General features: G+C 58.4%; 19 protein-coding genes. 8 read left to right on the top strand and 11 right to left on the bottom strand.

The window, feature by feature from the left end; all coding sequences use genetic code 11:
• Window positions 1-58 precede the first annotated feature (58 nt).
• The 4 genes from ACLHZ1_RS17980 to galE form a co-directional block, all read right to left on the bottom strand.
• Window positions 59-715: a Bax inhibitor-1/YccA family protein gene (locus ACLHZ1_RS17980; protein ID WP_427263191.1), complete on the bottom strand. Its 657-nt coding sequence runs from the start codon at window positions 713-715 to the stop codon at window positions 59-61.
• Between the two features lie 405 nt (window positions 716-1120).
• Window positions 1121-2278: a galactokinase gene (galK, locus tag ACLHZ1_RS17975; RefSeq protein ID WP_427263175.1), complete on the bottom strand. Its 1158-nt coding sequence runs from the start codon at window positions 2276-2278 to the stop codon at window positions 1121-1123.
• A 9-nt stretch (window positions 2279-2287) separates the two neighbouring features.
• Window positions 2288-3328 (bottom strand): galactose-1-phosphate uridylyltransferase, encoded by a 1041-nt coding sequence (gene galT / locus ACLHZ1_RS17970; protein WP_427263174.1) that lies wholly within the window; start codon window positions 3326-3328, stop codon window positions 2288-2290.
• Window positions 3329-3354: 26 nt separating this feature from the next.
• Window positions 3355-4377, bottom strand: a complete 1023-nt coding sequence (gene galE / locus ACLHZ1_RS17965; RefSeq protein ID WP_427263173.1) for a UDP-glucose 4-epimerase GalE — start codon at window positions 4375-4377, stop codon at window positions 3355-3357.
• A 309-nt stretch (window positions 4378-4686) separates the two neighbouring features.
• On the opposite strand from galE, the gene galR reads away from it, so the two are divergent.
• Together galR and ACLHZ1_RS17955 are read left to right on the top strand one after the other, a co-directional pair.
• Complete coding sequence (galR, locus tag ACLHZ1_RS17960; protein ID WP_427263172.1) at window positions 4687-5688, top strand: HTH-type transcriptional regulator GalR; 1002 nt, start codon at window positions 4687-4689, stop codon at window positions 5686-5688.
• A 538-nt stretch (window positions 5689-6226) separates the two neighbouring features.
• A complete protein-coding gene (locus ACLHZ1_RS17955; RefSeq protein WP_427263171.1) occupies window positions 6227-7513 on the top strand; it encodes a maltoporin in 1287 nt (428 codons plus the stop codon).
• Between the two features lie 233 nt (window positions 7514-7746).
• Here ACLHZ1_RS17955 and ACLHZ1_RS17950 read toward each other — a convergent pair whose 3' ends face one another.
• The 4 genes from ACLHZ1_RS17950 to ACLHZ1_RS17935 all read right to left on the bottom strand — a co-directional run bounded on the left by ACLHZ1_RS17950 (window position 7747) and on the right by ACLHZ1_RS17935 (window position 12954).
• Window positions 7747-8751 carry a glycoside hydrolase family 53 protein gene (locus ACLHZ1_RS17950; protein ID WP_427263170.1) on the bottom strand — a complete coding sequence of 335 codons (1005 nt, stop codon included), beginning with the start codon at window positions 8749-8751 and terminating at the stop codon, window positions 7747-7749.
• Window positions 8752-8914: 163 nt separating this feature from the next.
• Window positions 8915-9337 carry a hypothetical protein gene (locus tag ACLHZ1_RS17945; RefSeq protein WP_427263169.1) on the bottom strand — a complete coding sequence of 141 codons (423 nt, stop codon included), beginning with the start codon at window positions 9335-9337 and terminating at the stop codon, window positions 8915-8917.
• Window positions 9338-9394: 57 nt separating this feature from the next.
• Window positions 9395-11428: a methyl-accepting chemotaxis protein gene (locus ACLHZ1_RS17940; RefSeq protein WP_427263168.1), complete on the bottom strand. Its 2034-nt coding sequence runs from the start codon at window positions 11426-11428 to the stop codon at window positions 9395-9397.
• 443 nt (window positions 11429-11871) lie between these two features.
• Window positions 11872-12954: an ABC transporter ATP-binding protein gene (locus ACLHZ1_RS17935; protein ID WP_427263167.1), complete on the bottom strand. Its 1083-nt coding sequence runs from the start codon at window positions 12952-12954 to the stop codon at window positions 11872-11874.
• 570 nt (window positions 12955-13524) lie between these two features.
• Here ACLHZ1_RS17935 and ACLHZ1_RS17930 point away from each other — a divergent pair.
• The 6 genes from ACLHZ1_RS17930 (at window position 13525) to ACLHZ1_RS17905 (ending at window position 20763) form a co-directional block, all read left to right on the top strand.
• Window positions 13525-14760 (top strand): extracellular solute-binding protein, encoded by a 1236-nt coding sequence (locus ACLHZ1_RS17930; protein WP_427263165.1) that lies wholly within the window; start codon window positions 13525-13527, stop codon window positions 14758-14760.
• Between the two features lie 87 nt (window positions 14761-14847).
• A complete protein-coding gene (locus tag ACLHZ1_RS17925) occupies window positions 14848-16152 on the top strand; it encodes a carbohydrate ABC transporter permease (protein ID WP_427263164.1) in 1305 nt (434 codons plus the stop codon).
• A 13-nt stretch (window positions 16153-16165) separates the two neighbouring features.
• Window positions 16166-17017, top strand: coding sequence for a sugar ABC transporter permease (locus ACLHZ1_RS17920; RefSeq protein ID WP_427263163.1), 852 nt, complete (start codon window positions 16166-16168; stop codon window positions 17015-17017).
• 18 nt (window positions 17018-17035) lie between these two features.
• Entirely contained in the window at window positions 17036-18235 is a 1200-nt protein-coding gene (locus ACLHZ1_RS17915) for a glycoside hydrolase family 53 protein (protein WP_427263162.1), read from the top strand.
• A gap of 63 nt (window positions 18236-18298) precedes the next feature.
• Window positions 18299-20356, top strand: coding sequence for a beta-galactosidase (locus ACLHZ1_RS17910; protein ID WP_427263161.1), 2058 nt, complete (start codon window positions 18299-18301; stop codon window positions 20354-20356).
• 77 nt (window positions 20357-20433) lie between these two features.
• The gene (locus ACLHZ1_RS17905) at window positions 20434-20763 is read left to right on the top strand and encodes a glucose PTS transporter subunit EIIB (protein ID WP_427263160.1); all 330 of its coding nucleotides are present in this window, start codon (window positions 20434-20436) and stop codon (window positions 20761-20763) included.
• Between the two features lie 74 nt (window positions 20764-20837).
• Here ACLHZ1_RS17905 and ACLHZ1_RS17900 read toward each other — a convergent pair whose 3' ends face one another.
• From ACLHZ1_RS17900 to ACLHZ1_RS17890, 3 genes are all read right to left on the bottom strand, one after another.
• On the bottom strand, window positions 20838-20981 hold the full coding sequence (locus tag ACLHZ1_RS17900) for a hypothetical protein (RefSeq protein ID WP_427263159.1): 144 nt from the start codon (window positions 20979-20981) through the stop codon (window positions 20838-20840).
• Window positions 20982-21060: 79 nt separating this feature from the next.
• Complete coding sequence (locus ACLHZ1_RS17895; RefSeq protein WP_427263158.1) at window positions 21061-22095, bottom strand: fimbrial protein; 1035 nt, start codon at window positions 22093-22095, stop codon at window positions 21061-21063.
• Window positions 22096-22105: 10 nt separating this feature from the next.
• Window positions 22106-23338 carry a fimbria/pilus outer membrane usher protein gene (locus tag ACLHZ1_RS17890; RefSeq protein ID WP_427263190.1) on the bottom strand — a complete coding sequence of 411 codons (1233 nt, stop codon included), beginning with the start codon at window positions 23336-23338 and terminating at the stop codon, window positions 22106-22108.
• Between the last annotated feature and the right edge of the window lie 118 nt (window positions 23339-23456).

Below are 23456 nucleotides of genomic sequence, written 5' to 3'. Positions count from 1 at the left end.
TGGATCAGGGCGGGCACCGGCAAGTCATAAAAAACCCCGCCGAGGCGGGGTTGTTGATTTAGTTGCGGTTGCCGCCAAGCAGGCTCAGCAGACTCAGGAAGATGTTGTAGATGGAGACATACAGGGTCACGGTGGCGGAGATGTAGTTGGTCTCGCCGCCGCGCACTATCTGCTGGGTGGTCAGCAGGATGGCGCCGGAGGAGAACAGCATGAACATGGCGGACAGGGCCAGGCTCAGGGCGCTCATCTGCAGGAAGATGTTGGCGACCATGGCCACCAGCAGCACCCAGAAACCGACGAACAGCATGCCGCCGATGAAGGAGAGGTCACGCTTGGTGGTCAGGGCATAGGCCGACAGACCGAAGAAGGTTAGGGCGGTGCCGCCAAGGGCCGTCATCACTATCTCGCCGCCACCATTGTTCATGTACATGTTGATGATGGGGCCCAGGCTGTAGCCCAGCAGGCCGGTCAGGGCGAAGGTGAACACCAGCCCCATGCCGTTGTCACGGTTCTTCTCGGTCAGGAACATCAGACCATAGACCCCGACCAGGAAGATGGCCCAGTGCAGGGGCGGCATGTTCATGACGGTGGCAACCCCGGCAACGATGGCGGAGAAGCCGAGCGTCAGGGAGAGCAGCATATAGGTGTTGCGCAGCACCTTGTTGGTATCGCGCACGGCACCCCGGGTGCCGGTGTAGACAGAACGGGTATCCATCATGTTTTCCTCGTTGGTACAGGGGGAGACGAACCCAGCCGTCTCTTCAACCTATTGTATGGAGAACAAATGGGGATGACGAGCAGCAATTTCAAGTCAGCACCCAGTTGCCTGGGGCTCACTATTCCAGACTCAATATGTATCTCGTCTGAACGGGTCAGCGGGGCGGGGGTATGCCCGGGGGAAGCGCCCGTGGCGCCGCCTTGAGGACAGGTTCCTGGCGGCGTCGACTCGCGGTGAAGAGCGTGGGCGGGTGAAAGAGGGGGGCGCGAGAGGGCAGAGGCGTTGCGGCTCACCTCAGGCGCGTCGTCGAGGGGAGCATGATGCCTGGTCCATGGGCCATCCCGGTGATGCCAGGGCCCGTGGCGTCCATCGTGCGCCCGGCCCCTGGCATCGCCGTGGGGATCAGAGGATGCCGGCTCCTGCCGAGGGCTTGCTGATATAGATGCTGGGTTGCAAGCCGCTGATCTGGGGATAGCGGGCATTGACCTGTTCGCAGACCGCCGCGGTCAGGGCCTGGGGCACTAGCGCCACCACACAGCCACCGAAGCCGCCCCCCGTCATCCTGACGCCGCCGCGGCTGCCGATGATCCCCTTGATGAGGTCGACCAGGGCGTCGATGGCGGGCACGGTAATGGCAAAATCATCCCGCATCGAGGCGTGGGAGAGCGCCATCAGCTCCGCCATCATGACCATGTCTTCATTGGCCAGGGCATCGGCCGCGGCCAGGGTCCGTTCATTCTCGGAGATGACATGGCGCGCGCGGCGTGCCACGACCGGATCCAGCTCACCGGCCCGGGAGAGGAACTGCGTCATGGTCAGATCGCGCAGCGCCTTGACGCCAAAATGACGGGCCGCCGTCTCACACTGGGCGCGGCGGGCGTTGTATTCACTGTCGACCAGACCGCGGCGCACGTTCGAGTTGATGATGACGACATCGATGCCGGCCGGCATGCTGACGGGGCGCGTCTCCAGGCTGCGGCAGTCGATCAGCAGGGCATGATCCTGCTGACCCAGGGCCGAGATGAACTGATCCATGATGCCGCAGTTGCAGCCGACGAACCGGTTCTCCGCCAGCTGGCCGTTCAGGGCGATGTCAGTCTGACTGATATCGAGCCGATTCATCTCCTTGAAGACTTGTCCCACCGCCACCTCGAGGGAGGCGGAGGAACTCAGACCGGCACCCTGGGGGACGTTGCCGCTGAGTACCAGATCCGCCCCGGTCAGCGCGCAGCCCCGCAGCAGCAGATACTTGACGACCCCTCGCACATAGTTGGCCCACAGGTATTCGGGGCGCGCCTCTATGGGCTGGCTCAGATCGAACTCATCCTGCTGATTGTGGTAGTCGGCGGCGATGACCCGCACCAGGCTGTCCTGGCGGGGCGCCGCGCTGATCACCGTCTGATAGTCAATGGCACAGGGGAGCACGAAGCCGTCGTTGTAATCCGTGTGTTCACCGATCAGATTGACGCGTCCCGGCGCCTGGATGGCGAGGGTCGGGTGGTAGCCGTATTGGGCGTAGAAGGTGGTATCCGTCACGCTGCGGGGGGATTCAATGTTCATCACTCGACCTCAAACCTGTTCACGAAAATGGACATCACTGACGGAGCGCAGCCGTTCGGCCGCCTGCTCTGCCGTCAGATCGCGCTGTATCTCAGCCAGCATTTCATAACCGACCATGAACTTGCGCACGCTCGCAGAGCGCAGCAGGGGCGGGTAGAAGTGGGCGTGCAACTGCCAGTGGCCGTTCTCCTCGCCATTGAAGGGGGCGCCATGCCAGCCCATGGAATAGGGGAAAGAGCACTGGAACAGATTGTCGTAGCGGCTGGTCAGTTGCTTGAGTGCGAGGGCCAGATCCTCACGCTGTCGCGGCGTCAATGCCGGCAGGCGCGTCACCGCAAACTTGGGCAGCAGCAAGGTCTCGAATGGCCAGGCGGCCCAATAGGGCACCACCGCCAGCCAGTGCTCCGTTTCTACCACGGTGCGACGACCATCGGCCCGCTCGCGCTCGGCATAATCGAGCAGCATGGCACGGCCCTGTCTGGCAAAGTATTCACGCTGGGCGTCATCTTCTCTCCTGGCCTCGTTGGGCAGGAAGTCGTTGGCCCAGACTTGTCCATGGGGATGGGGATTGGAGCACCCCATCATGGCGCCCTTGTTCTCGAACACCTGGATCCAGGGGTAGTCACGACCCAGCGCTTCGGTCTGCTCGCACCAGGTGTCGACCACGGCGGTGAGGGCCGGGAGCGGCAGCTCGGGCAGTGTCTTGCTGTGATCCGGTGAGAAGCAGATCACCCGGCTGGTGCCACGGGCACTCTCCAGCCGGAACAGGGGATCGTCACCGACCGGCGCCGCCGGGGTATCCGTCATCAGGGCCGCGAAGTCGTTGGTAAAGACGAAGGTCGCCCGATAATCCGGATTCTGGTCCCCCGTGACCCGGGTATTGCCCGCGCAGAGGAAGCAGTCGGGATCATGGGGGGGGCGCTGGGTGCGATCCGGCTCATCCTGTTGACCCTGCCAGGGGCGCTTCGCCCTGTGGGGAGAGACGAGCACCCACTGCTGCGTCAGCGGGTTGTAACGACGATGGGGGTGTTCGGTTGGTTCAAATTGCATGGGTAAACGCTCCTCGCGCGGGCCGCTCATGGGGTCGGATAGCCGGTTGGATTCTGTGATTGCCAGCGCCAGGTATCGGCGGTCATCTCATCGAGGGTGCGACTGGCCTGCCAGCCCAGCTCGGTGCGGGCCCGGGTGGGGTCCGCCCAGCATTGGGCGATATCCCCGGCGCGGCGCGGCACGATCTCATAAGGCAGGTCACGGCCACAGGCCCGGGAGAAGGCTGCATGCATGTCGAGCACGCTGTAGCCGACCCCTGTGCCCAGGTTGTACACATGGACCCCGGCCTGCCCGAGCTTGGCCTGCAAGGCGGCCACGTGGCCATCGGCCAGATCCATCACATGAATGTAATCTCGCACGCCAGTGCCATCTGGGGTGGGGTAGTCGTTCCCGAAGATGGCGAGTTTGTCACGGCGCCCGACGGCCACCTGGGCGATATAGGGCATCAGGTTGTTGGGGATACCCTGGGGATCCTCGCCCATCAAGCCACTGGGGTGCGCCCCCACCGGGTTGAAGTAACGCAGCAGGGTCAATGACCAATCGGGCGCCGCCTTGGCAAAATCCTGGATGAGGCGTTCCACCATCAGCTTGCTCTGACCATAGGGGTTGGTGGCTTGCAGGGTGGGGCTTTCTTCACGGATGGGCATGGTCTCTGGTTCGCCGTAGACGGTGGCCGAGGAGCTGAACAGCAGCGTCTTGACCCCGGCACGGCGCATCGCCTGTAGCAGGACCAGGGTGCCACTGACGTTGTTGTCATAGTACTCGAGGGGTTTTTGCACCGATTCCCCCACGGCCTTGAGCCCGGCGAAGTGGATCACGGCATCTATCTGCTGCTCGGCAAATACCCGATCCAGCAAGTCGGCATCTCGCACGTCCCCACGATAGAGCAGGGGGCGCTGGCCGCTGAGGGTGTCGATGCGTGCGAGGACGCTCTCTTTGCTGTTGGCGAGGTTATCCAGCAAGATGGGGGTCATACCGGCTGCGGCAAGCTGCAGACAGGTATGGCTCCCTATGTAACCTGTTCCACCCGTAACAAGGACTTTTAACATTCTCTGCTCCTTGGTGCCTATGAATGCTGAGGATTTGGTTGTGTAACCGCTCTCACTTAGTTTGCGCTTGCCAGAGGCTCTGTGGAAGATATCCGTGCATTTAATGTGATACTGGTCACGTTTGACGTCTTGGGGTGAGGGGATTCAGGCTTTCTCGCGTGTAACCGAGTTACACTGCCCCAGGCCGGTGTCGATGGCATGTGGGGGCTTTTTATATGAAAGCCGTGTCAGACATTGGAAATGTCGGTAGTATCTGACACTCATGAAATAATGGTTTTTATCTGCACCGTTCACCGGAAACGCTAATCCATGGCAACAATCAAAGATGTAGCACTCCTGTCTGGCGTCTCCGTCGCCACAGTCTCACGTGTCATCAATAATTCTCCCAAGGCGAGTCAGGCATCGCGCGATGCCGTCTTCAAGGCGATGAATGAACTCAACTATCACCCCAACGCCAATGCCAGGGCCCTGGCCCATCAGAGCAATGAGACGCTGGGGTTGGTTGTTGCCGATGTGTCCGATCCCTTCTTCGGCACCATGGTGAAAGCCGTGGAGCAGGTGGCGCAATCGACGGGCAATTTCCTGCTTATCGGCAATGGTTACCACGATGCGGTGAAAGAGAAGCGGGTGATCGAGCAGTTGATTGGTCACCGCTGCTCAGGGCTGGTGGTACACGCAAAGATGCTGGCAGATGAAGAGCTGATCCAGATGATGAGCTATGTCCCTGGCATGGTGCTGATCAACCGCATCGTCCCGGGGTTCGAGTCCCGTTGTGTGGCGCTGGACGATCGTTATGGCTCCTGGTTGGCCACCCGCCACCTGATCCAGGAAGGGCACAAGAAGATAGGGTTTCTCTGCTCCAATCATCAGATCTCAGACTCGCAAGATCGCTTGCAGGGGTATCTGGATGCCCTGCAAGAGCACGGGATTGCCGTCGATGAGCGGCTGATCTCCCGTGGCAGCCCGGATGAGCTGGGGGGCGAGGCGGCGATGACCGAACTGCTGAGCCGAGGCCAGCATATGACGGCCGTGGTCTGCTATAACGACTCCATGGCGGCAGGGGCTCTGTCTGTGCTGAGCGACAACGGTATCGAGGTGCCCCAGGAGCTCTCCCTGGTTGGCTTCGACGATGTCCTGATCTCTCGCTACTTGCGTCCTCGCTTGACCACGGTGCGCTATCCCATCATCGCCATGGCCACCCAGGCCGCTGAGCTGGCGATCGCCCTGGCCAAGGGGGGACCCCTGCCGCAGACGACCCACATGTTCAGCCCGACCCTGGTACGCCGCCATTCGGTCCGCAGTCTCGGCTGAACCTCTCCCTCCGGACACCTCCTTCCATCAGGCAAGCCCGTCAGGGGTTGCCTTTTTTGTTCCTGTCGTGACCAGTCTGCGCTTTTACCCATCGCCCCCATAGAGCCCCCATCACCCTATTGAGCGCTTGCACCGCCCGTTGTCTTTCCTGCTCTTGTGCCCTCAGGCGCCGGGATGAGACATGCCGACGCGGATGGTGTTGCCCCTTGCATCAGGTGATCTGGCTCACGGTTTGGCCGTCTTCCCCGTCGTATCGGCTTGCCGACGGGTCTTTGATCTCGACAAGCGGTTAATTGATGTAATCGATAACACTCCTGTTGTCAGGATAAATACACCGTTAAAACAATAAGTTATATTGCATGTGAAATTGCGCGATAATATTCAACTCTCTTTTGTATGTAATAATTACAGTTTTGTGAGTTGTATCATGTCAGTGCAGGCATGAATCTTCCTATAATCCACTTCGACCTGTGAAAGCGCTTTCCCTATGGATTGGCAAGCGTCCATCAAGATAACAATGCAACAGTGGAATAAAGGAATGACTATGAAAGTGAAGCTACTGACTACAGCCGTTGCCCTCGCCCTGTCTATGACGGCGTTCAACTCAAATGCCGTTGATTTTTCAGGCTATTTTCGCTCTGGCATCGGAGTGTCCCAAGATGGGAACCTGCAGACCGGCAATCAGAATGTTGTCGGACGCCTGGGTAACGAGAGCGATACCTACACCGAAGTCGGTATCGGTCAGGAGGTTTACAACAAGGATGGCAAGACCTTCTACGTCGACAGCATGTTCAGCATGCAGAGTGATGGCTCCAACGACTATGAGAGCACGACCACTGTGTGTGACTTTGATGGCAAGCAGTGCAAGGACGATGCGACATTCGCCCTGCGCCAATTCAACGTGAAGGCCAAGGGGCTGATCCCCGCTGCCCCCGATGCCGTGGTCTGGGCCGGCAAGCGCTTCTATCAGCGCCATGATCTCCACATCATCGACACCAAGTATTGGAACATCTCCGGGGCCGGTGCCGGGATTGAGAACGTCAAGGTCGGTCCGGGGGCCTTCTCCCTGGCGTGGATCCGCGCCGATGGCAACGATATCGACAGCGCCATCATCGACAATGATCTGAATATCAACTTCCTGGATCTGCGTTACGCCGGCTGGGCACCCTGGGAAGGGGCCTGGACGGAGGCGGGGGTCAGCTATGCCATGCCCAATCCGACCGATGAGCAGAAAGACACAGGCGATCAGTATGACCCCGAGAACGGCGTCATGCTGACGGCGGTCATGAGCCAGTATTTTGCCGGCAGCGGCATCAACGAGAAGCTGGTGCTGCAGTATGCGAACAAGGGGCTGGCCCAGAACATGATCTCTCAGGGGGGCGGTTGGTACGATGTCTGGCATTTCACCGATGACGCCAAGGGTTACCGGGCGATCCTGACCGGAGACATTCCCGTGGGCGACAAGTTCTCCGTGAACCATGTTTTCACCTACGGAAAGGGCGAGAAGCTGGAGGCATGGCATGACAACACTGAGTTGTTCAGTGCCGTGGCGCGAGGCGGTTATGCCTGGACCGAGATCATGAAGACGCTGGTCGAAGTGGGGACCTATGAGAGCACCAAAACCTGGAGCAGCGGGTTCGAAGAGAAGTCGAGTGGCCAGAAATACACCCTGGCCCAGGCCTGGTCTGCCGGCCCCAGCATGTTCGCCCGTCCCGAGATCCGCGTGTTTGCCAGCTACCTGAAAGATGGTGAAGGCGAGTCATTCAACGGCGGCAAGGATGACAACACCTGGAACGTCGGGGTTCAGGCCGAAGCCTGGTGGTAAGCCCCCCCACAGGGTGAGCAATAGAGGGAGCCATTGGCTCCCTTTTTTCATTTTGTACTGGTGGCCTGTCTGGTGGCGGGGCGCGACCGTGCTCGCGCTGCCCGATTGCCCGATTGCGGGGATGCGGGGATGCGGGGTCGACGGACCCTCCTATGGTCCTTGGTGGTGAGGGCTGGCCTGCGCTGCGGGGGGCCGGCAAGACAGCCCCCCGGTCAGCTGGAGTGAGGCCGCGCTCAGTGTTGCAAGAAGGCATCCATGGCATAGGTGGGTTTGCCACCCTGATCCATCAGGCCGAGGGAGTAGTTCTGCCAGCCGTTATGGCTCTGGGGTTCCCAGTAGAAGACACCGAGCCCCTTGTTGTCCGGGATCCAGGTCATCTTGTTGAGCAGATCGACCAGGGTGTCGTAGCTGTTTTTCGGATCATCCCAGGGCATGCCCACCTCCACTATCATCACCTCCTTGCCATGGCGACTGACCATGTCGGCAAGGTTGTCATAACAGAGGTTGTTCATGGTAAACCAGTCGCCATTGCCTGTCTGGGTGGGGTAGATGGAGGCGCCGATCACGTCCCACTTGGCTCCATTGGCCTTGAGGCCGTCGAACATCCAGCGGTAAAGGGCATTGTTCTCGCAGTTGGCGAGGTGGACTATCACCTTGGTTGCCGCGTTCACGGCCTTGACGGCGTCATGACCGCTGTTGATCAGCCAGGCAAAGTTGCGCATGTTGACCGATGCCTTGCCCTCGTCCCACAGCATGCCATTGTTGGTCTCGTTGCCCACTTGTACCCACTTGGGCGTGATGCCGGCCTGCTTCAGGGCGGTGAGGCTGTTGTAGGTGTGCCAGTAGACGTTGGACATCAGCTGCTCGAAGGTGTAGCCCTGCCAGGCTGCCGGTTTGGTCTGCTTGCCAGGATCGGCCCAGCTGTCGCTGTAGTGGAAGTCGATCATGATGTCGAGGCCCGCGGCCTTGGCCCGCTTGGCTTTGGCGATGACATCGTTGAGGCCGTTCCAGCCTCCGGCCGGATTGACCCAGACCCGCAGCCGGATGGCGTTGATGCCGTGCTGTTTCAGGGTGAGCAACAGGTCCTGCTGCTTGCCGCTGTCGTTGTAGAAGGTGTAACCGGACTGCTCCATCTGGGTGAGCCAGCTGACGTCGGCGCCCTTGACCATGGCGGTGCCGACTGACGGGCAGAGCATGCTGGCGCCGAGCACCAGGCTGCTGATCAGGTTGAGTTTCATCCTTGTTTCTCCGTGATTGGATCCGTGATTGAAAGGGGTCTGGCTCATGGCTGAGCCCGGGGCAGGGGAGGGAGTAGGGCAATCCCCTGCCTGGATGCGTCCTGGTCGTGACACATTCAATCAGGGGCTGACCCCATGGGCCGAGAGGCGGCCCATGGGGGCGTTACTGCGCCTTGCTCACCGTCAGCTGGATCCTGGCGGGATCGCGGCGATCCAGGGTGAAGAGGTAGGTCCCATCCTCGGCGGGGGCGAACGTCATGTCGCTCCACTGGTAACCGGCCTTGACGATGACTGGCTTGCCGGCTTCCACCTTGCTGACGGGGTCGAACTGGCCGTAGGTGGTATCGCTCTTCCACTTCGCGTCGGCGACCTTGAACTTGTAGGTGCCGTGGCTGGCTTGCAGGGGGGCGGCGACGGTCAGCAGGTCGGGCTGGCTCTGGATCAACTGCTGGGCGGCGGGGGCCTCCCAGTTGTTCATCTCCCCGCGCAGGAAGAGGGGGCGGGTCTGCGCCGTGTCGGTCTCGGCGGCCCAGGCCGGTGGAAGGCAGCCGAGCAGGGTGGCGGCCAGGAGTGTGTGTTTGAGCATTGTCATTTCCTTGTGTTGTGTTTGGGTGGCACCGGCCCGTGCTGGGTCGGCAATCGGTTACAGGCTGAATCGCTGCACCAGGGCCAGCTGTTGCTGGGAGAGCCGTTGCAACTGGCCGCTGGTGTGGGCGACTCGGGTCAGCGTTTCCTGGTTGCTATCCGATATGTTATTGATATTGCTCATATTTATGGTGATCCCCTGACTGGTGTCATGTTGCTGCCGGGCGGCGGCGGCGATCTGGACGCTGAGGTCGGCCACCTGTTGCAGCGAGCTGGCGAGGCGGGTGAGGGTGTGACGGGATTGCTCGCTGTCCTCGGCGCAGAGCGCCATCACCTCGGTGCAGCCCACCAGGGTGGCGACGGCCCGGTGCACGCTCTGCTGCAGCGCCGTGATCATCTCCTGAATGCTGGTGGTGGACTGGGTGGTGTGGTTGGCCAATTGGCGGACCTCGTCGGCCACCACGGCAAAGCCCCTGCCCTGTTCTCCGGCCCTTGCCGCCTCGATGGCGGCGTTGAGCGCCAGCAGGTTGGTTTGTTCCGCGATCCGGCTGATGAACCCCAGAATGCTCCCTATGTTGTTGCCCAGTGCGTGCACCTCCTCGACGATGCGGCGTGAATCCGCCAGGCGCTGGGAGAGCTGGTTCATGCGGGCCAGGGTGTTCTCACTCATGGTGCTGGCGCTGCGGGCCTGGCTCGCTACCTCCCCGACCGTTTGCTGGGCGTGCCCGGCGCTCTTTGCCACCTCGTGCACCGTGTGTTCCATCTCGATCATGGCGCTGGCAACATTGGCCGTCTCGCCGCGCTGTTGCTCCAGCTGGCGCTGGGCGCTGAGTTGGGCAGACTGGTTCTGGTTGGCCATCTCCCCCAGCGAGCCGGCGGCCGTCACTATCTGTCCCAGCATGTTGCTCATCTCCTGGGCGAGGGCATTGATCCCCCCGGCCAGCTGACCGAATTCATCCTGCTGCCTGAGGGGGATGCGTCTCGTCATGTCGCCCCGACTCAGGGCCTCGAGCACCGTCAGGGTCTGTTTGATGGGGGTGCGGATGGAGTGGATGATGCGCCAGAGCACCAGGGCGCTGACGGCCAGCGACAGCAGCAGGCCGACAAACAGCAGGGATTGCAGCTGGCTCAGGATCGCCTTGCTGCGCTGCACCCGCAGGGCCAGCTGGCTGTCGACGTGGCTGTCGATCTCCGCCAGCTCTCCCAGTACAGCGTCGATGATCCGGGTGGCCTGGGTGCTCTGGTTGCGCAACTGCTCGCTCTCTTGGGCCAGGCGAAGGTGACTCGCCAGCAGGCCGGTATCGCCGGTGCTCTGTTGCACCACCCGATCAAACAGGGGGCCCACCGACCGCTCCAGATCTATCTTGCCGCCGAAGGCGTTCTCCTGTTTGAGCAGCTCGGCAGCCAGCGCCCGGCGCTGGTTGCCGATCGCCTCGGCGAGGGACTGGTTGCTGGCCAGCTGGGCCGCAATGCGTGCCGAGTCCTGCAGCTTCATGGCCGCCTGGGTATTGCCGAACAGCTGTTCCAGTCCATTGACCAGGGCGTTCTTGAGTCCGGCGGTGTAATGGGCGCCCAGGGTCTCCACCTGCATGGCGAGATCGCCCAGCAGGCGCTTGTGATCCCGGCTCAGGCTGGTGTCTTGCGCCAGGGTTTGCTGGCGCGCCAGGTTGGCGGCATGGCGGTCAACAATCCGGGTCGCCAGCTGCCAGTAACGTCCTTGCAATTCGATGAGGGCCTGGATGCGGCCGGTGATGGCTTGGTAGTGGGACGCCTTGCTGCCGAGTAGCGCCACGTCCTGCTCGAACGCCAGCTGCCAGCGCGCCAGTTCGCCCCGTCCCTTGCTGACCTCCTCCTTCGACGGCAGGGTGAGCAGGCCACGCAGGGTCTTGTCTTGCATAAACAGGTCTTTGGTCACCGAACGGCTCTGTACCAGGGTCGGCGCCACCTCGCCGGTCAGTATGTCGACCTGCCCGGCCAGCTGATTGCCCGCCCGCAGGGCGATCGTCACGGCGAGCACCAGCAGCATGATGATGAAGCCAAAGCCAAGCAGCAGGCGTTGGATGATGGATATCGGTGGGAATACGCTCTTCATTAGAATCGCTTACATTGAGGATCTGTGCATTGCCGCTGGCGGATACGCCCGGTATCGACATGCAAGACCGCTGATTATCAGGGTGTTATGCATCTTTGTCCCATGTCACCCAATGGGTGGGTTGAGACATCTGCATACGAACTTACATTCAGAGTGTAACGTTTCACTTTTTGTGACTTACTTTTACACTGCCATGGATCCCCGCCAAACAGGATTTAAACAGGGTTGGGAGCCGGCTCTCATTTCGCTGCTATTTTGTGCTGGCGCGCGTGGGATCGACTGGAGAGAGGAGGAAGAGGGCAGTGCCCTGGGCGCGACGCAAGGCGGGTCGAGGGAGGGGGCGGCATGGGCAGGGGAGCACGGGGCAACAAGACGAAAAAAGCCCCCGGCTGGGCGGGGGCAAATGTGGCATGAATAGCGCAGGCGTGGAGAGAGGGGATGCGTCAGCGGCTGATCCGGGTGCCATCCTCGGCGAAGACGAGGCAGTGTTCGGGAGCGAAGAAGACATCAAGCTGCTGGTACGGCTTGAAGGCATTGTCACCAGGCAGCAGCAGCTTGAAGCCGTCGATGCCGCAGCATTGACCGAACAGATAGGTGCTGTTGCCAAGGCGCTCGACCACCTCGCAGGTAAAGGAGAGCCGGATGCCATCGTGGCCGGGCACCACGTGCTCAGGGCGCAGGCCCAGAGTGATGGTGCTGCCGGTTGCCAGCTCGCGGGTGGAGAGGGGGAGCGTGATGGTTTGCTGTTCCGACAGCGCAACCTGCAACTCGCCGGGAGACCAGCTAATCACCCGGGCCGGCAGGAAATTCATCTTGGGTGAGCCGATAAAGCCGGCCACGAACTGATTGACGGGTTTGTAATAGAGGTCCATGGGGGAGCCGACCTGCTCCACCTTGCCGTAGTTCATCACCACTATCTTGTCTGCCAGGGTCATGGCTTCGATCTGGTCATGGGTGACATAGATCATGGTGGTTTTCAGCTCCTGGTGCAGCTTGGCAATATGCAGGCGCATCTCGACCCTCAGCTCGGCATCCAGGTTGGAGAGGGGTTCATCAAACAGGAACACCTTGGGGTTGCGCACGATGGCGCGGCCAATGGCGACCCGTTGCCTCTGCCCCCCCGAGAGCTGTTTCGGTTTGCGATCAAGGAGATGGGCGAGTTGCAGTGTCTTGGCCACCATGCCGACCTGGTGCTGGATCTGGGCCTTGGGCACCCCGTTCACCTTCAAGCCATAACCCATGTTTTCGGCGACTGTCATGTGGGGATAGAGGGCATAGGACTGAAACACCATGGCGACGCCACGGTGGGCCGGGGCGACATCGTTGACCACTGAGCCTCCGATGGCGATGTGGCCGTCGGAGATCTCCTCCAGGCCGGCGATCATTCTCAGCAAGGTTGACTTGCCACAACCGGAGGGGCCGACAAACACGGTGAATTCACCATCTTCTATCTCCAGATCCACATTGTGCAGCGTCACGTTAGTGCCAAAACGCTTGACCACACTGTTCAGGCTGATACTCGCCATACTGCTAACTCCTTGATAATAAATCAAATCTGTCATGGTTCCCCCTGCCATCTGCGACACGGAGTACACACCAGGAATCGGATATAAACAGCCGGAGATCCGCTTCGCGACGACTGCACACATCACTCGTGACAGCAATATAACAGCACAGTGTAACCGCTTGCACAAAATGCTGTTTCTTTTGTGTATGAGATCACAACCTTTGAATATGCTGCTGGCAGATATGACGCGCTCCGCTTACCGTAATCACATTCGGTGTAACCGTTACACTTCTGACCGCTTTCCTGAGGGAGTAGCCGAAGGGCAAGCTTGGCGAGGTGTACCGGAACAGCATGCCGAAGCTCAGGGGACAGAGGTAAAAGCTCATTATTAATCAGTGTGTTGGCCTAGCCATCCATGCCTGGCAACGAAACAGGTTGCCGCACCCGTGAGGGGGCGCAGTGACCTGGTAGCCAGAAGGTCATGGCGGTGTGGGGGACACGAGTGAAATGATTACACACATCGGCTTGCAGCGCGGCAGTCCATGCGACTTAACAGCCACTCCTTCTTGAACAGGGACAAGGATAAAAGATGAAAATCAATAAATTAACAGCGTTGGTCATGTTGTCATTGGGGGCGAGCAGCCTGCTGGGCCAGGCGGTGATGGCAGCCGAGGGTGAGCTGCTGATATGGGAGGACATCAAGAAGTCCAATGGCATCGAGGATGCGATCAAGGCATTCGAAGCCCAGCACAAGGTCAAAGTGAAGATCCTGGAGATGCCGTACGCGCAGCAGATCGAGAAGCTGCGGCTGGATGGCCCGGCGGGCATAGGTCCCGATGTGCTGGTATTGCCCCATGATCAGGTCGGTGGTGCCGTGGTGCAGGGGCTGTTGTCCGAACTCAAGGTGGATGCCAAGTACATGGACAGCTTCACCAAGCCGGCGGTGGATGCCCAGACCTATGAAGGCAAGCTGTACGGCATTCCCAAAGCGGTCGAGACCATAGTGCTGGTCTATAACAAGGATGTGTTGCCAAAAGCGCCGGAGACCTTCGATGACCTGATCAAGGTTTCCAAGGAACAGCGTGCCGCCAATAAATACGGTCTCCTGGCCAAGTTTGACGAAATTTATTACTCGTATGGCGTCGTGGCCGGCATGGGGGGATATATTTTCGGCCAGAATGCCGATGGTTCCCTGAATGTGAATGATATTGGCCTGGCCAATCAGGGCACGGTTGATGGCGTCACCTTCCTCAAGTCCTTCTATGCCGATGGTTTGTTCCCGGCCGGGATCGTCGGTGAGACGGGGGCCAATGCCATCGATTCCCTCTTCACCGAGAAAAAAGCCGCCGCCGTGATCACCGGTCCCTGGGCATTCAAGCCTTATCAGGATGCCGGTGTGAATTATGGCGTGGCACCCTTGCCGACACTGCCAAATGGCGAGCACATGCGCTCTTTCCTGGGCGTAAAAGGGTATAGCGTATCCACTTATTCCACCCAGAAAGAGCTGGCTCAGCAATTTATCGAATTTATCAACCAGCCTGAATACGCCAAGATCCGTTTCGAGAAGACAGGGGAAATTCCTCCCGTCAAGGCGTTGATCGATGATCCCGTTATCAAGGGTGATGAGAAGGCGCGGGCCGTCGCCATTCAGGCCGGCTATGCCGTGCCCATGCCCAGCGTGCCGGAAATGCAGGAAGTCTGGACCCCCTCCAATAGCGCCCTGCAATTGAGCGTGACCGGCAAGCAGGATGTCAAGGCTGCACTGGATGGTGCCGTTAAAACCATCAATATGCAGATTGAGGCAAACCACGCCAATCGGGATTAACGATACGCAGGGGTTACGCCTTGCCTGCATGGGTAGCATTCAGCTGCTTGATGCTACCCATGTTTATTTAAGGATAGGAGGTTGATTGTGGTTGTCGATTCCAGCGAAATCGCACAGGTTGGTTTAAAAACCCAGCACGCCAAGATTGCGGCATTATTATCCCTGATCCCGGGCTTTGGTCAGTTTTATAATAAGCAGTTTGTCAAAGGTGCGCTGTTCTTTATCGTCATGTCTTGTTTCCTTGGCGTATTCAACGACTTCTTACAGCAAGGATTTTGGGGACTGTTTACCCTGGGGAGCGAGTTGCCGCGAGATAACTCAGTGTTTCTCCTGGCCAAAGGGGTGATCAGTGTCTTGATTGCCACCTTTGGTGTGGGTATCTATTACTGGGGGATCCGCGATGCTTACCTCTGTGGTGAAAAGCGGGATCAGGGTCATGGGCTGTCCGGAATAAGGAAGCAATATCAGCTCTTGCTGAGTGAAGGCTTCCCTTATCTGATGATCACCCCGGGTTTTATTTTGCTGGTATTCGTGGTGGTCTTTCCCATCATATTTGGCTTCTCTATTGCCTTTACCAACTACGATCTGTACCACACCCCACCCGCCAAGCTGGTTGACTGGGTGGGATTGAAGAACTTCTTCAATATATTTCGCTTGGATCTGTGGCGATCCACCTTGCTGGATGTCTTGCAGTGGACCGTGATCTGGACCCTGATTGCGACCACGCTGCAATGTTCCGTTGGGGTGATGCTGGCGATACTGGTCAACCAGAAAGATCTTAAATTCAAGGCACTGATCCGTACCATCTTGATCCTGCCATGGGCCGTGCCTGGGTTTGTCACCATTCTGGTGTTTGCCGGCATGTTCAATGAGACCTTCGGGGTCATCAACAATGGCATTCTGGCCTCACTGGGCATTGAGCCCAAGCAGTGGATGACAGACCCCTTCTGGACCAAGACAGCCCTTATCCTGATGCAGACCTGGCTGGGTTTCCCATTTGTCTTCGCCATGACCACAGGGGTATTGCAGGCGATTCCGGACGACTTGTATGAGGCCGCAACCATAGATGGTGCCAATGCCTGGCATAAGCTGACCACGATTACCTTGCCCTTGGTGCTGTATTCAATTGCGCCGATTTTGATTACCCAATACACCTTCAACTTTAATAACTTCAACATTATTTATCTGTTCAATAATGGTGGTCCGGCGGTCATTGGATCCAACGCGGGCGGTACGGATATTCTGGTGTCCTGGATTTACAAGTTGACCATGTCTTCATCCCAATATGCCATTGCGGCCAGCATCACTATTTTGCTGTCCATCTTCGTGGTTGGTATCGCGCTGTGGCAATTTCGCGCAACCAACTCCTTCAAGCAAGATGATATGGCCTAAGGAGAGCGGGAATATGAGCGTCAAACACAGCGTTAAAAAGAGTAACTTCATTCGGCTGGGCATCAGTTATGGGCTGCTGCTGCTGGTGGCGGTGATCATCATCTACCCCCTGGTCTGGACGGTGGGGGCTTCCCTGAATCCGGGCAGCAGCCTGCTCAATACCTCGATCATGCCCGAGAATCTGTCGTTCCTGCATTATCAGGAGCTGTTCGATGGCCGGATCGACTATGCCGCCTGGTATTGGAACTCCATGAAGATCAGCTTCCTGACCATGGTGCTCACCCTGATCAGTGTCAGCTTTACCGCCTATGCCTTCTCGCGCTTCCGTTTCCGCGGGCGCCAGAATGGACTGATGCTGTTTCTGCTGCTGCAGATGGTGCCCCAGTTCTCTGCCCTGATCGCCATCTTCGTGCTGGCGCAGATGCTGGGCCTGATCAACAGCCACCTGGCGCTGGTGCTGGTCTATGTGGGGGGCATGATCCCCATGAACACCTATCTGATGAAGGGTTACCTGGATGCCATCCCCAAGGATCTGGACGAGTCGGCGCGGATGGACGGTGCGGGCAACTTCCGCATCTTCATCGAGATCATCATGCCACTCTCCAAGCCCATCCTGGCGGTGGTGGCCCTGTTCTCCTTTACCGGCCCGCTCGGTGATTTCATCCTGGCCAGTACCATCTTGCGTACCCCGGATCAATTTACCCTGCCCATCGGGCTCTACAACCTGGTCGCCCAGAAGATGGGGGCCAGCTACACCACCTATGCGGCCGGTGCCGTGCTCATCGCCGTGCCCGTCGCCATCCTCTATCTCTCACTGCAGAAGTACTTTGTTTCCGGCCTGACCGCGGGTGGAACCAAGGGCTAATCACACAGGATCCCAATGATGAAATTACGACACAGTTTATTGGTGGCGGCCATGCTGGCCACCGGATTGACCATGGTTTCCCCCTCGGTACTGGCGGCTGAAACGGTGCAGATCCAGCCGGTCAAGGTGGCGGCCGACTTTATCAAGGGGGCGGATGTCTCCATGCTGGCGGAGGTGGAGAAGCACGGAGGCAAGTTCTTCGACGAGCATGGCAACCCGCAGGATGCCATGGGGATCCTGAAGGCGAATGGCTTCAACTACATCCGCCTGCGCCTGTGGGTCGACCCCAAGGATGCCGATGGCAAGCCTTACGGTGGTGGCAACAATGATCTGGCGACCACCATAGCACTGGCCCAGCGGGCCAAGGCCAATGGCATGAAGTTCCTGCTCGATTACCACTACAGCGATTTCTGGACCGATCCGGCCCGGCAGAACAAGCCCAAGGCCTGGGCCGCCATGAATATCGACCAGCTGACCGAGGCCGTGTATCAGCACACCAAGCACACCATGGATGCCTTTGCCAAGGCGGGGGTGCTGCCTGACATGGTGCAGGTGGGCAACGAGATCAACGGTGGCATGCTGTGGCCGGAAGGCAAGAGCTGGGGTCAGAACGGCGGCGAATTCGATCGGCTGGCTGGCCTGCTGAATGCGGGGATCAAGGCGGTCAAGGAGCATGGGGATCAGATAAAAATCATGCTGCATCTGGCGGAGGGGACCAAGAATGACACCTTCATCTGGTGGTTCGACGAGATAACCAGGCGCAAGGTGCCGTTCGATATCATAGGCCTCTCCTACTACATCTACTGGAACGGCCCCATGAGCGCCCTCCAGTTCAATATGGACGACATCAGCAAGCGCTATGGCAAGGATCTGATCGTGGTCGAGGCCGCCTACGGCTACACCACGGACAACTGCGACAACGCCGAGAACACCTTCACCTCGAAGGAGGCCGAGGACGCCGGCTATCCCGCCACGGTGCAGGGCCAGGCCAACTATCTCCACGATCTGCTGCAGGTCGTCAGCAAGGTGCCGGAAGGGCGCGGCAAGGGGGTCTTCTACTGGGAGCCGGCTTGGCTGCCCACCCCCGGCGCCACCTGGGCCACCAAGGCGGGCATGAAATACAACGACGATGACTGGAAAGAGGGCAATGCCCGCGAGAACCAGTCGCTGTTTGATTGTCAGGGCAAGGTGTTGCCCTCCATCAAGGCGTTCAACTAATCACCCATGATCGGCGGGCCTGTGTGCCCGCCGGCGATGATGTCCATTACATGGAGAGATGTCATGTTCACGTTTTCCCCCCTGAGCAGCAAGGTACCCGTCCTGTTGCACGGTGCCGACTACAACCCTGATCAATGGCTCGACGATCCTGCCGTGCTGGCCAAAGACATCGAGATGATGAAGCAGACCCGCAGCAACGTGATGTCGGTCGGCATCTTCAGCTGGTCGGGTCTGGAGCCCGAAGAGGGGCGTTACGAATTTGGCTGGCTGGATAGGGTGCTCGATACGCTCTACGCCAACGGCATCTATACCTTCCTGGCCACCCCGAGCGGGGCGCGTCCCGCCTGGTTGTCACAGGCCTATCCCGAGGTGCTGCGCACCGACAAAAACCGGGTCAAGGCGCTGCACGGTGGTCGCCACAACCACTGCATGAGCTCCCCCGTCTATCGTGACAAGGTGCGCCAGATCAACGGTGCCCTGGCCAAGCGCTACGCCAACCACCCCGGTGTCATCGCCTGGCACGTCTCCAACGAATACGGTGGCGAGTGTCATTGCGAGTTGTGCCAGCATCGGTTTCGCGACTGGCTCAAGGCCCGCTACGGCACGCTGGATGCCTTGAACAAGGCGTGGTGGAGCACCTTCTGGAGCCACACCTTCACCGATTGGCAGCAGATAGCATCCCCATCCCCCATCGGCGAGAGCACCATTCATGGCCTGAATCTGGACTGGAAGCGGTTCAACACCGCCCAGGTCAGCGACTTCTGCGCCGCCGAGATAGCCCCCCTGAAGGCGGAAAACCCGGCGCTGCCCGCGACCACCAACTTCATGGAGTACTTCTACGACTATGACTACTGGCAGCTGGCCAAGGTGATCGATTTCATCTCCTGGGACAGCTATCCCCTCTGGCACAATGCCGAGGATGACTGCACCCTGGCGGCCTATACCGCCATGTACCATGACCTGATGCGCACCCTGAAAGGGGGAAAACCCTTCTACTTGATGGAGTCCACCCCCAGCCTGACCAACTGGCAACCCATCAGCAAGCTCAAGAAGCCGGGCATGCACATCCTCTCGTCCCTGCAGGCGGTGGCCCACGGCTCCGATTCGGTGCAGTACTTCCAGTGGCGCAAGAGCCGGGGCTCGGTGGAGAAATTCCATGGCGCCGTGGTGGATCACGTCGGCCATCTCGATACCCGGGTTGGCCGCGAGGTGCAGGCGCTGGGCGATACCCTGAGCCAGATCTCCGCCGTGGCGGGCAGCCGGGTGGAGGCCAGGGTCGCCATCATTTTTGATTGGGAGAGCCGATGGGCCATGGACAACGCCCAGGGGCCCCGCAATGCCGGTCTCTTCTACGAGAAGACGGTGGCCGAACACTATCGCGCCTTCTGGGAGCAGGGGGTGGCGGTGGATGTGATCAATGCCGACTGCGATCTGAGCCCCTACTCGCTGGTCATCGCCCCCATGCTCTACATGGTGCGCGACGGCTTTGCCGAACGGGTCGATGGCTTTGTCCAGGCGGGGGGGCGCTTCGTGACCACCTACTGGTCCGGTATCGTCAACGAGACGGATCTCTGCCATCTCGGCGGCTTCCCCGGACCGCTGCGGCCCGTGCTCGGGATCTGGGCCGAAGAGATCGACAGCCTCTATGACCATGAGCGCAACGCCATCAGCGGCCTGGCGGGTAACGCGCTGGGGCTGACGGGCCCCTATGAGGTGACTCATCTGTGCGACCTCATTCACCTGGAGGGGGCCCGGGCCCTGGCGAGCTATGACGGCGACTTCTATGCCGGTCGCCCGGCGGTGACGGTCAACGACCATGGCAAGGGGCAGGCTTACTACATCGCCTCGCGCAACGATCTGGCGTTCCAGCGCGACTTCTTTGGCAAGCTGATTGAGGAGCTGGCCCTGCCACGGGCCCTGGCCACCGAGCTGCCGCCGGGGGTCACCGCCCAGCGCCGCACCGATGGGAAGCAGGAGTTTATCTTCCTGCAGAACTACACCGGCGAGGCCAGCGTGGTATCGCTGCCAGCGGCCTATACGGAGATGGGCTCCGGCCAGACCCTGATCGGAGAACTTGCCCTGGCGGCCTATGGCTGCCGGGTCTTGAGTCGTCAGCTTTAGTGAACCCTGAGCCCGTGCAGACGGGCTCTCTTATCGCATCCCGGTGCATGAACCGCGGGTAAAAGAGGGAGACAAGCATGGTATCCATGCACGATTTCAAGCGTCTGTTTGGCCTGGCGCTGGGCCACAAGCCGCAACAGGAGATGGCGCAGGCCGCCGAACCCGGGCTGGACGAGGAGGGGATCCGGCAACTGGTGGCGGCATTTGGTGGCAGAGAGAACATAGCGTCGTTCGATGCCTGCCTGACCCGGCTCAGGGTCAAGGTCAAGGCGCTCTCGTCGGTGAACAGCGACGCGTTGCAACAGCTGGGCGCCATCGGCGTCATCATCATAGGGCAGGAGGTGCAGGCCATCTTCGGCAAACGCTCCGACAATTTGCGCCGGGATCTCGCGACCTGGTTTGAATAATGGGAACCGGCGCCGTGAGCGCCGGCACCTGTAGTGGCCGTGGCGATCGCCCATGGCTTGCCGGTGCCCGCCCGTCACAGGGAGCATGGGGCGCCGAATGTGGCGACGATGCGGCACATGGCCCTCAATATGTTGCGGCAGGGAGAGAGTAAGGAGGCCAGTCGCAGGCGCAAGCAGAAGATGGCGGCGATGAAGAGCGCCTCTCTGAAACAAGTCATATTGGCTGGCATCCATGACACGAACAAAAACGGAGCATGCTTGTGGTTGTCCTGATGTATGAGGATCTCGGCAAGCATGTTATTTATATTGAATCGTATAAATCAATTTGCCGTGTGCCCGGCCTGGCGCCACTTTATCCTCTATTTTGATATAGCGAGCATACAGAGGAATATTGATGAAGTGTGAACCATAACGGGTATCGGCAGACCACTGCTCTGTCCAAGCATGCTCCAATCTGTCACGTGAAATCTGAATGCCAATCCCCGAGGCCCCCCCTTCATCTAATGACATGATGCCACGTTCTGCATCTATCAGACCGTTCACGGCATCGATGTTCACACTGTATTGATTCGAGCTATCCATGGCCATCTGGTTGCCGGCACTGAAAGTAATGTGATGGGAATATTCAAAAGGAGCATCACAGATCAGATTGATACTGGCATCAACCCATTCGGTGTTGTTTCTTTTTTGCGATGAAAAATACTGCATTGAATATGATCCCATCTGTACCTCATTGCTTTCAGCGAAGCAGGTGGGGACCACATAGCTTATCTGCCCTGAGAGTGACATCCTCGCAAGCTCGACAGATTGTCCATCGATATACTCACCACTACTCGATTGAGTGGCATAAATAATAATGCTGGGGAATGACGATGCATCCAGCATCCCCCCAAGTGCCTCACCGTTTATCTTGATGAGTTTGACGGTGACATCGATGGTGTTCGCTGAGTCGGACACGTAATGATAGACATGTTTATCGCCAAGGACATTTCCGCCATGAAAGTCAATGCTGATACCGAGACTGTCAATGTTTGTGGCATAAATTGAGGCGCCATTCTCGTTCACCATTGGGCCTGTGCCACCATCCAGCTTGGCGGCGAGATAATACTGCGCTGAGTCACAGTTAAACTGTACTGCTGGAGTAGAAAATGTGATGACCATGGGGTTTTCACTGACGCCACTCGGGGACATAGTGCTAAAAGGGAGTGGATGGATTATCTCCTGGTAGGGGGATTTGGCCTCACATGCCCCACAAGCCATATTGATGCCAAGCAATGGCAGCGTCGACAAAATGAGAAAAAGATAAGCCTTTTTAATCATGCATTTAAACATCTGTGTCTCTCTATTTTGTCTGAGGCATGCAATGAAGAGTGACCTCTGCAAATCGATCTGGGTTGATCAACTGTTCACCTGTCAGGTGATAGGGCAGGGTACAGCGCTGTCCGGCATCCTGTATGCTAAGCACGCCAGCCAATTGCGCTACCCGAGCAAATACCTGCTGGCTCTGCCCGACATAGCCGACAATATTTTTCTCCGAATCATACACTTCGGCTCCAAATGGGAGAGGGGATTCGCTGCCCGCTATATTGATGATCAAAGGATACCCATAATGAGTTGGATAAGATAACTTGACCAGGGCGCCATCGAGGGGGGCAACCTTCAATGATGTACTCTCTATTTCAACCCCAATGGAACTTCCTTTCGGATCAATTCTGATGTCATTGAGCTGATAGGGATTTAAATGGGGAATGAGAGCATAACCATGGCGATCTATATTGACACCGCTATAGTTACTTACCTTTGCCCCTTCAGCCCCTTTTGCTTCTGCCAGTGCAAAGGTATTCCCTTGATAAGGTGATGAGGTCAATCCATCACTATGGCCAACGATGGTACCGCTCATCCCAGCCGAAGCACTGTAATAATTGGCGGCGGCGCCTAAAGATACATTGAGTGATGTTGAATCCGTTCTTATCCTAGCATTCGCACTTGCACTGCTCCCTTCTCCATGGCTATTTGTTGTCCCCGATACGCCATAGTTAATATGGCGATCTTCCCCAGTAATACCGCTGACACCGGTTCTGACGCTATGCTGACCATTGCTTTTTCTTTCGTAGCCGACATAGCCGCTCGCGCTATTCATTCCCCAAGAAAGTGGAAAGCTAACATTCAAAGAGATGGTGTCCTGATTTTGTCCATTAGCCGTTTTACTCCGTCCTGCATTGATCCTATAGGTCATCTGGTGAATGTCATTGCTGTATCCAATTTGATATTGAGCGTCCACATCCGGACTAAGCCAATAATTCTGTACCGATGAGCTGACATAGAACTGCCCCCAACCAAGGGGGAGTCCTTGGGTGGCACTCAATATGTAGCGACTCTTGCTGCGTACGGATTGGTCTATGTCCACGCCACGAACGATGGCCTCACGCGCAGACATTGCCGTCATATAATCCATGTATCTTTGGGTGGGAAACCGGTATGTGGCGAGCGTGAAATTGGTGTGAGTGGCCGCAATGTTTTTATTGTAACCAAAGCGGTAACTTTCCCCGCGCCATGTCTCTTGGAGCTCAGAGATCCCCTCATTTTTAGAGACTCAAATAATTCCAAGTGTGCGGGTATATAAGCGGTGTTGCTTCAGGTAGTAGATAAATTTATCCATCAACAAGACCGCATTGGTTTCTTTCATTTTAGGT

The sequence above is a fragment of the Aeromonas sobria genome (assembly GCF_050266975.1).
Taxonomy (GTDB): domain Bacteria; phylum Pseudomonadota; class Gammaproteobacteria; order Enterobacterales; family Aeromonadaceae; genus Aeromonas; species Aeromonas sobria_B.
This window is presented reverse-complemented; position numbering and strand designations above follow the sequence as displayed.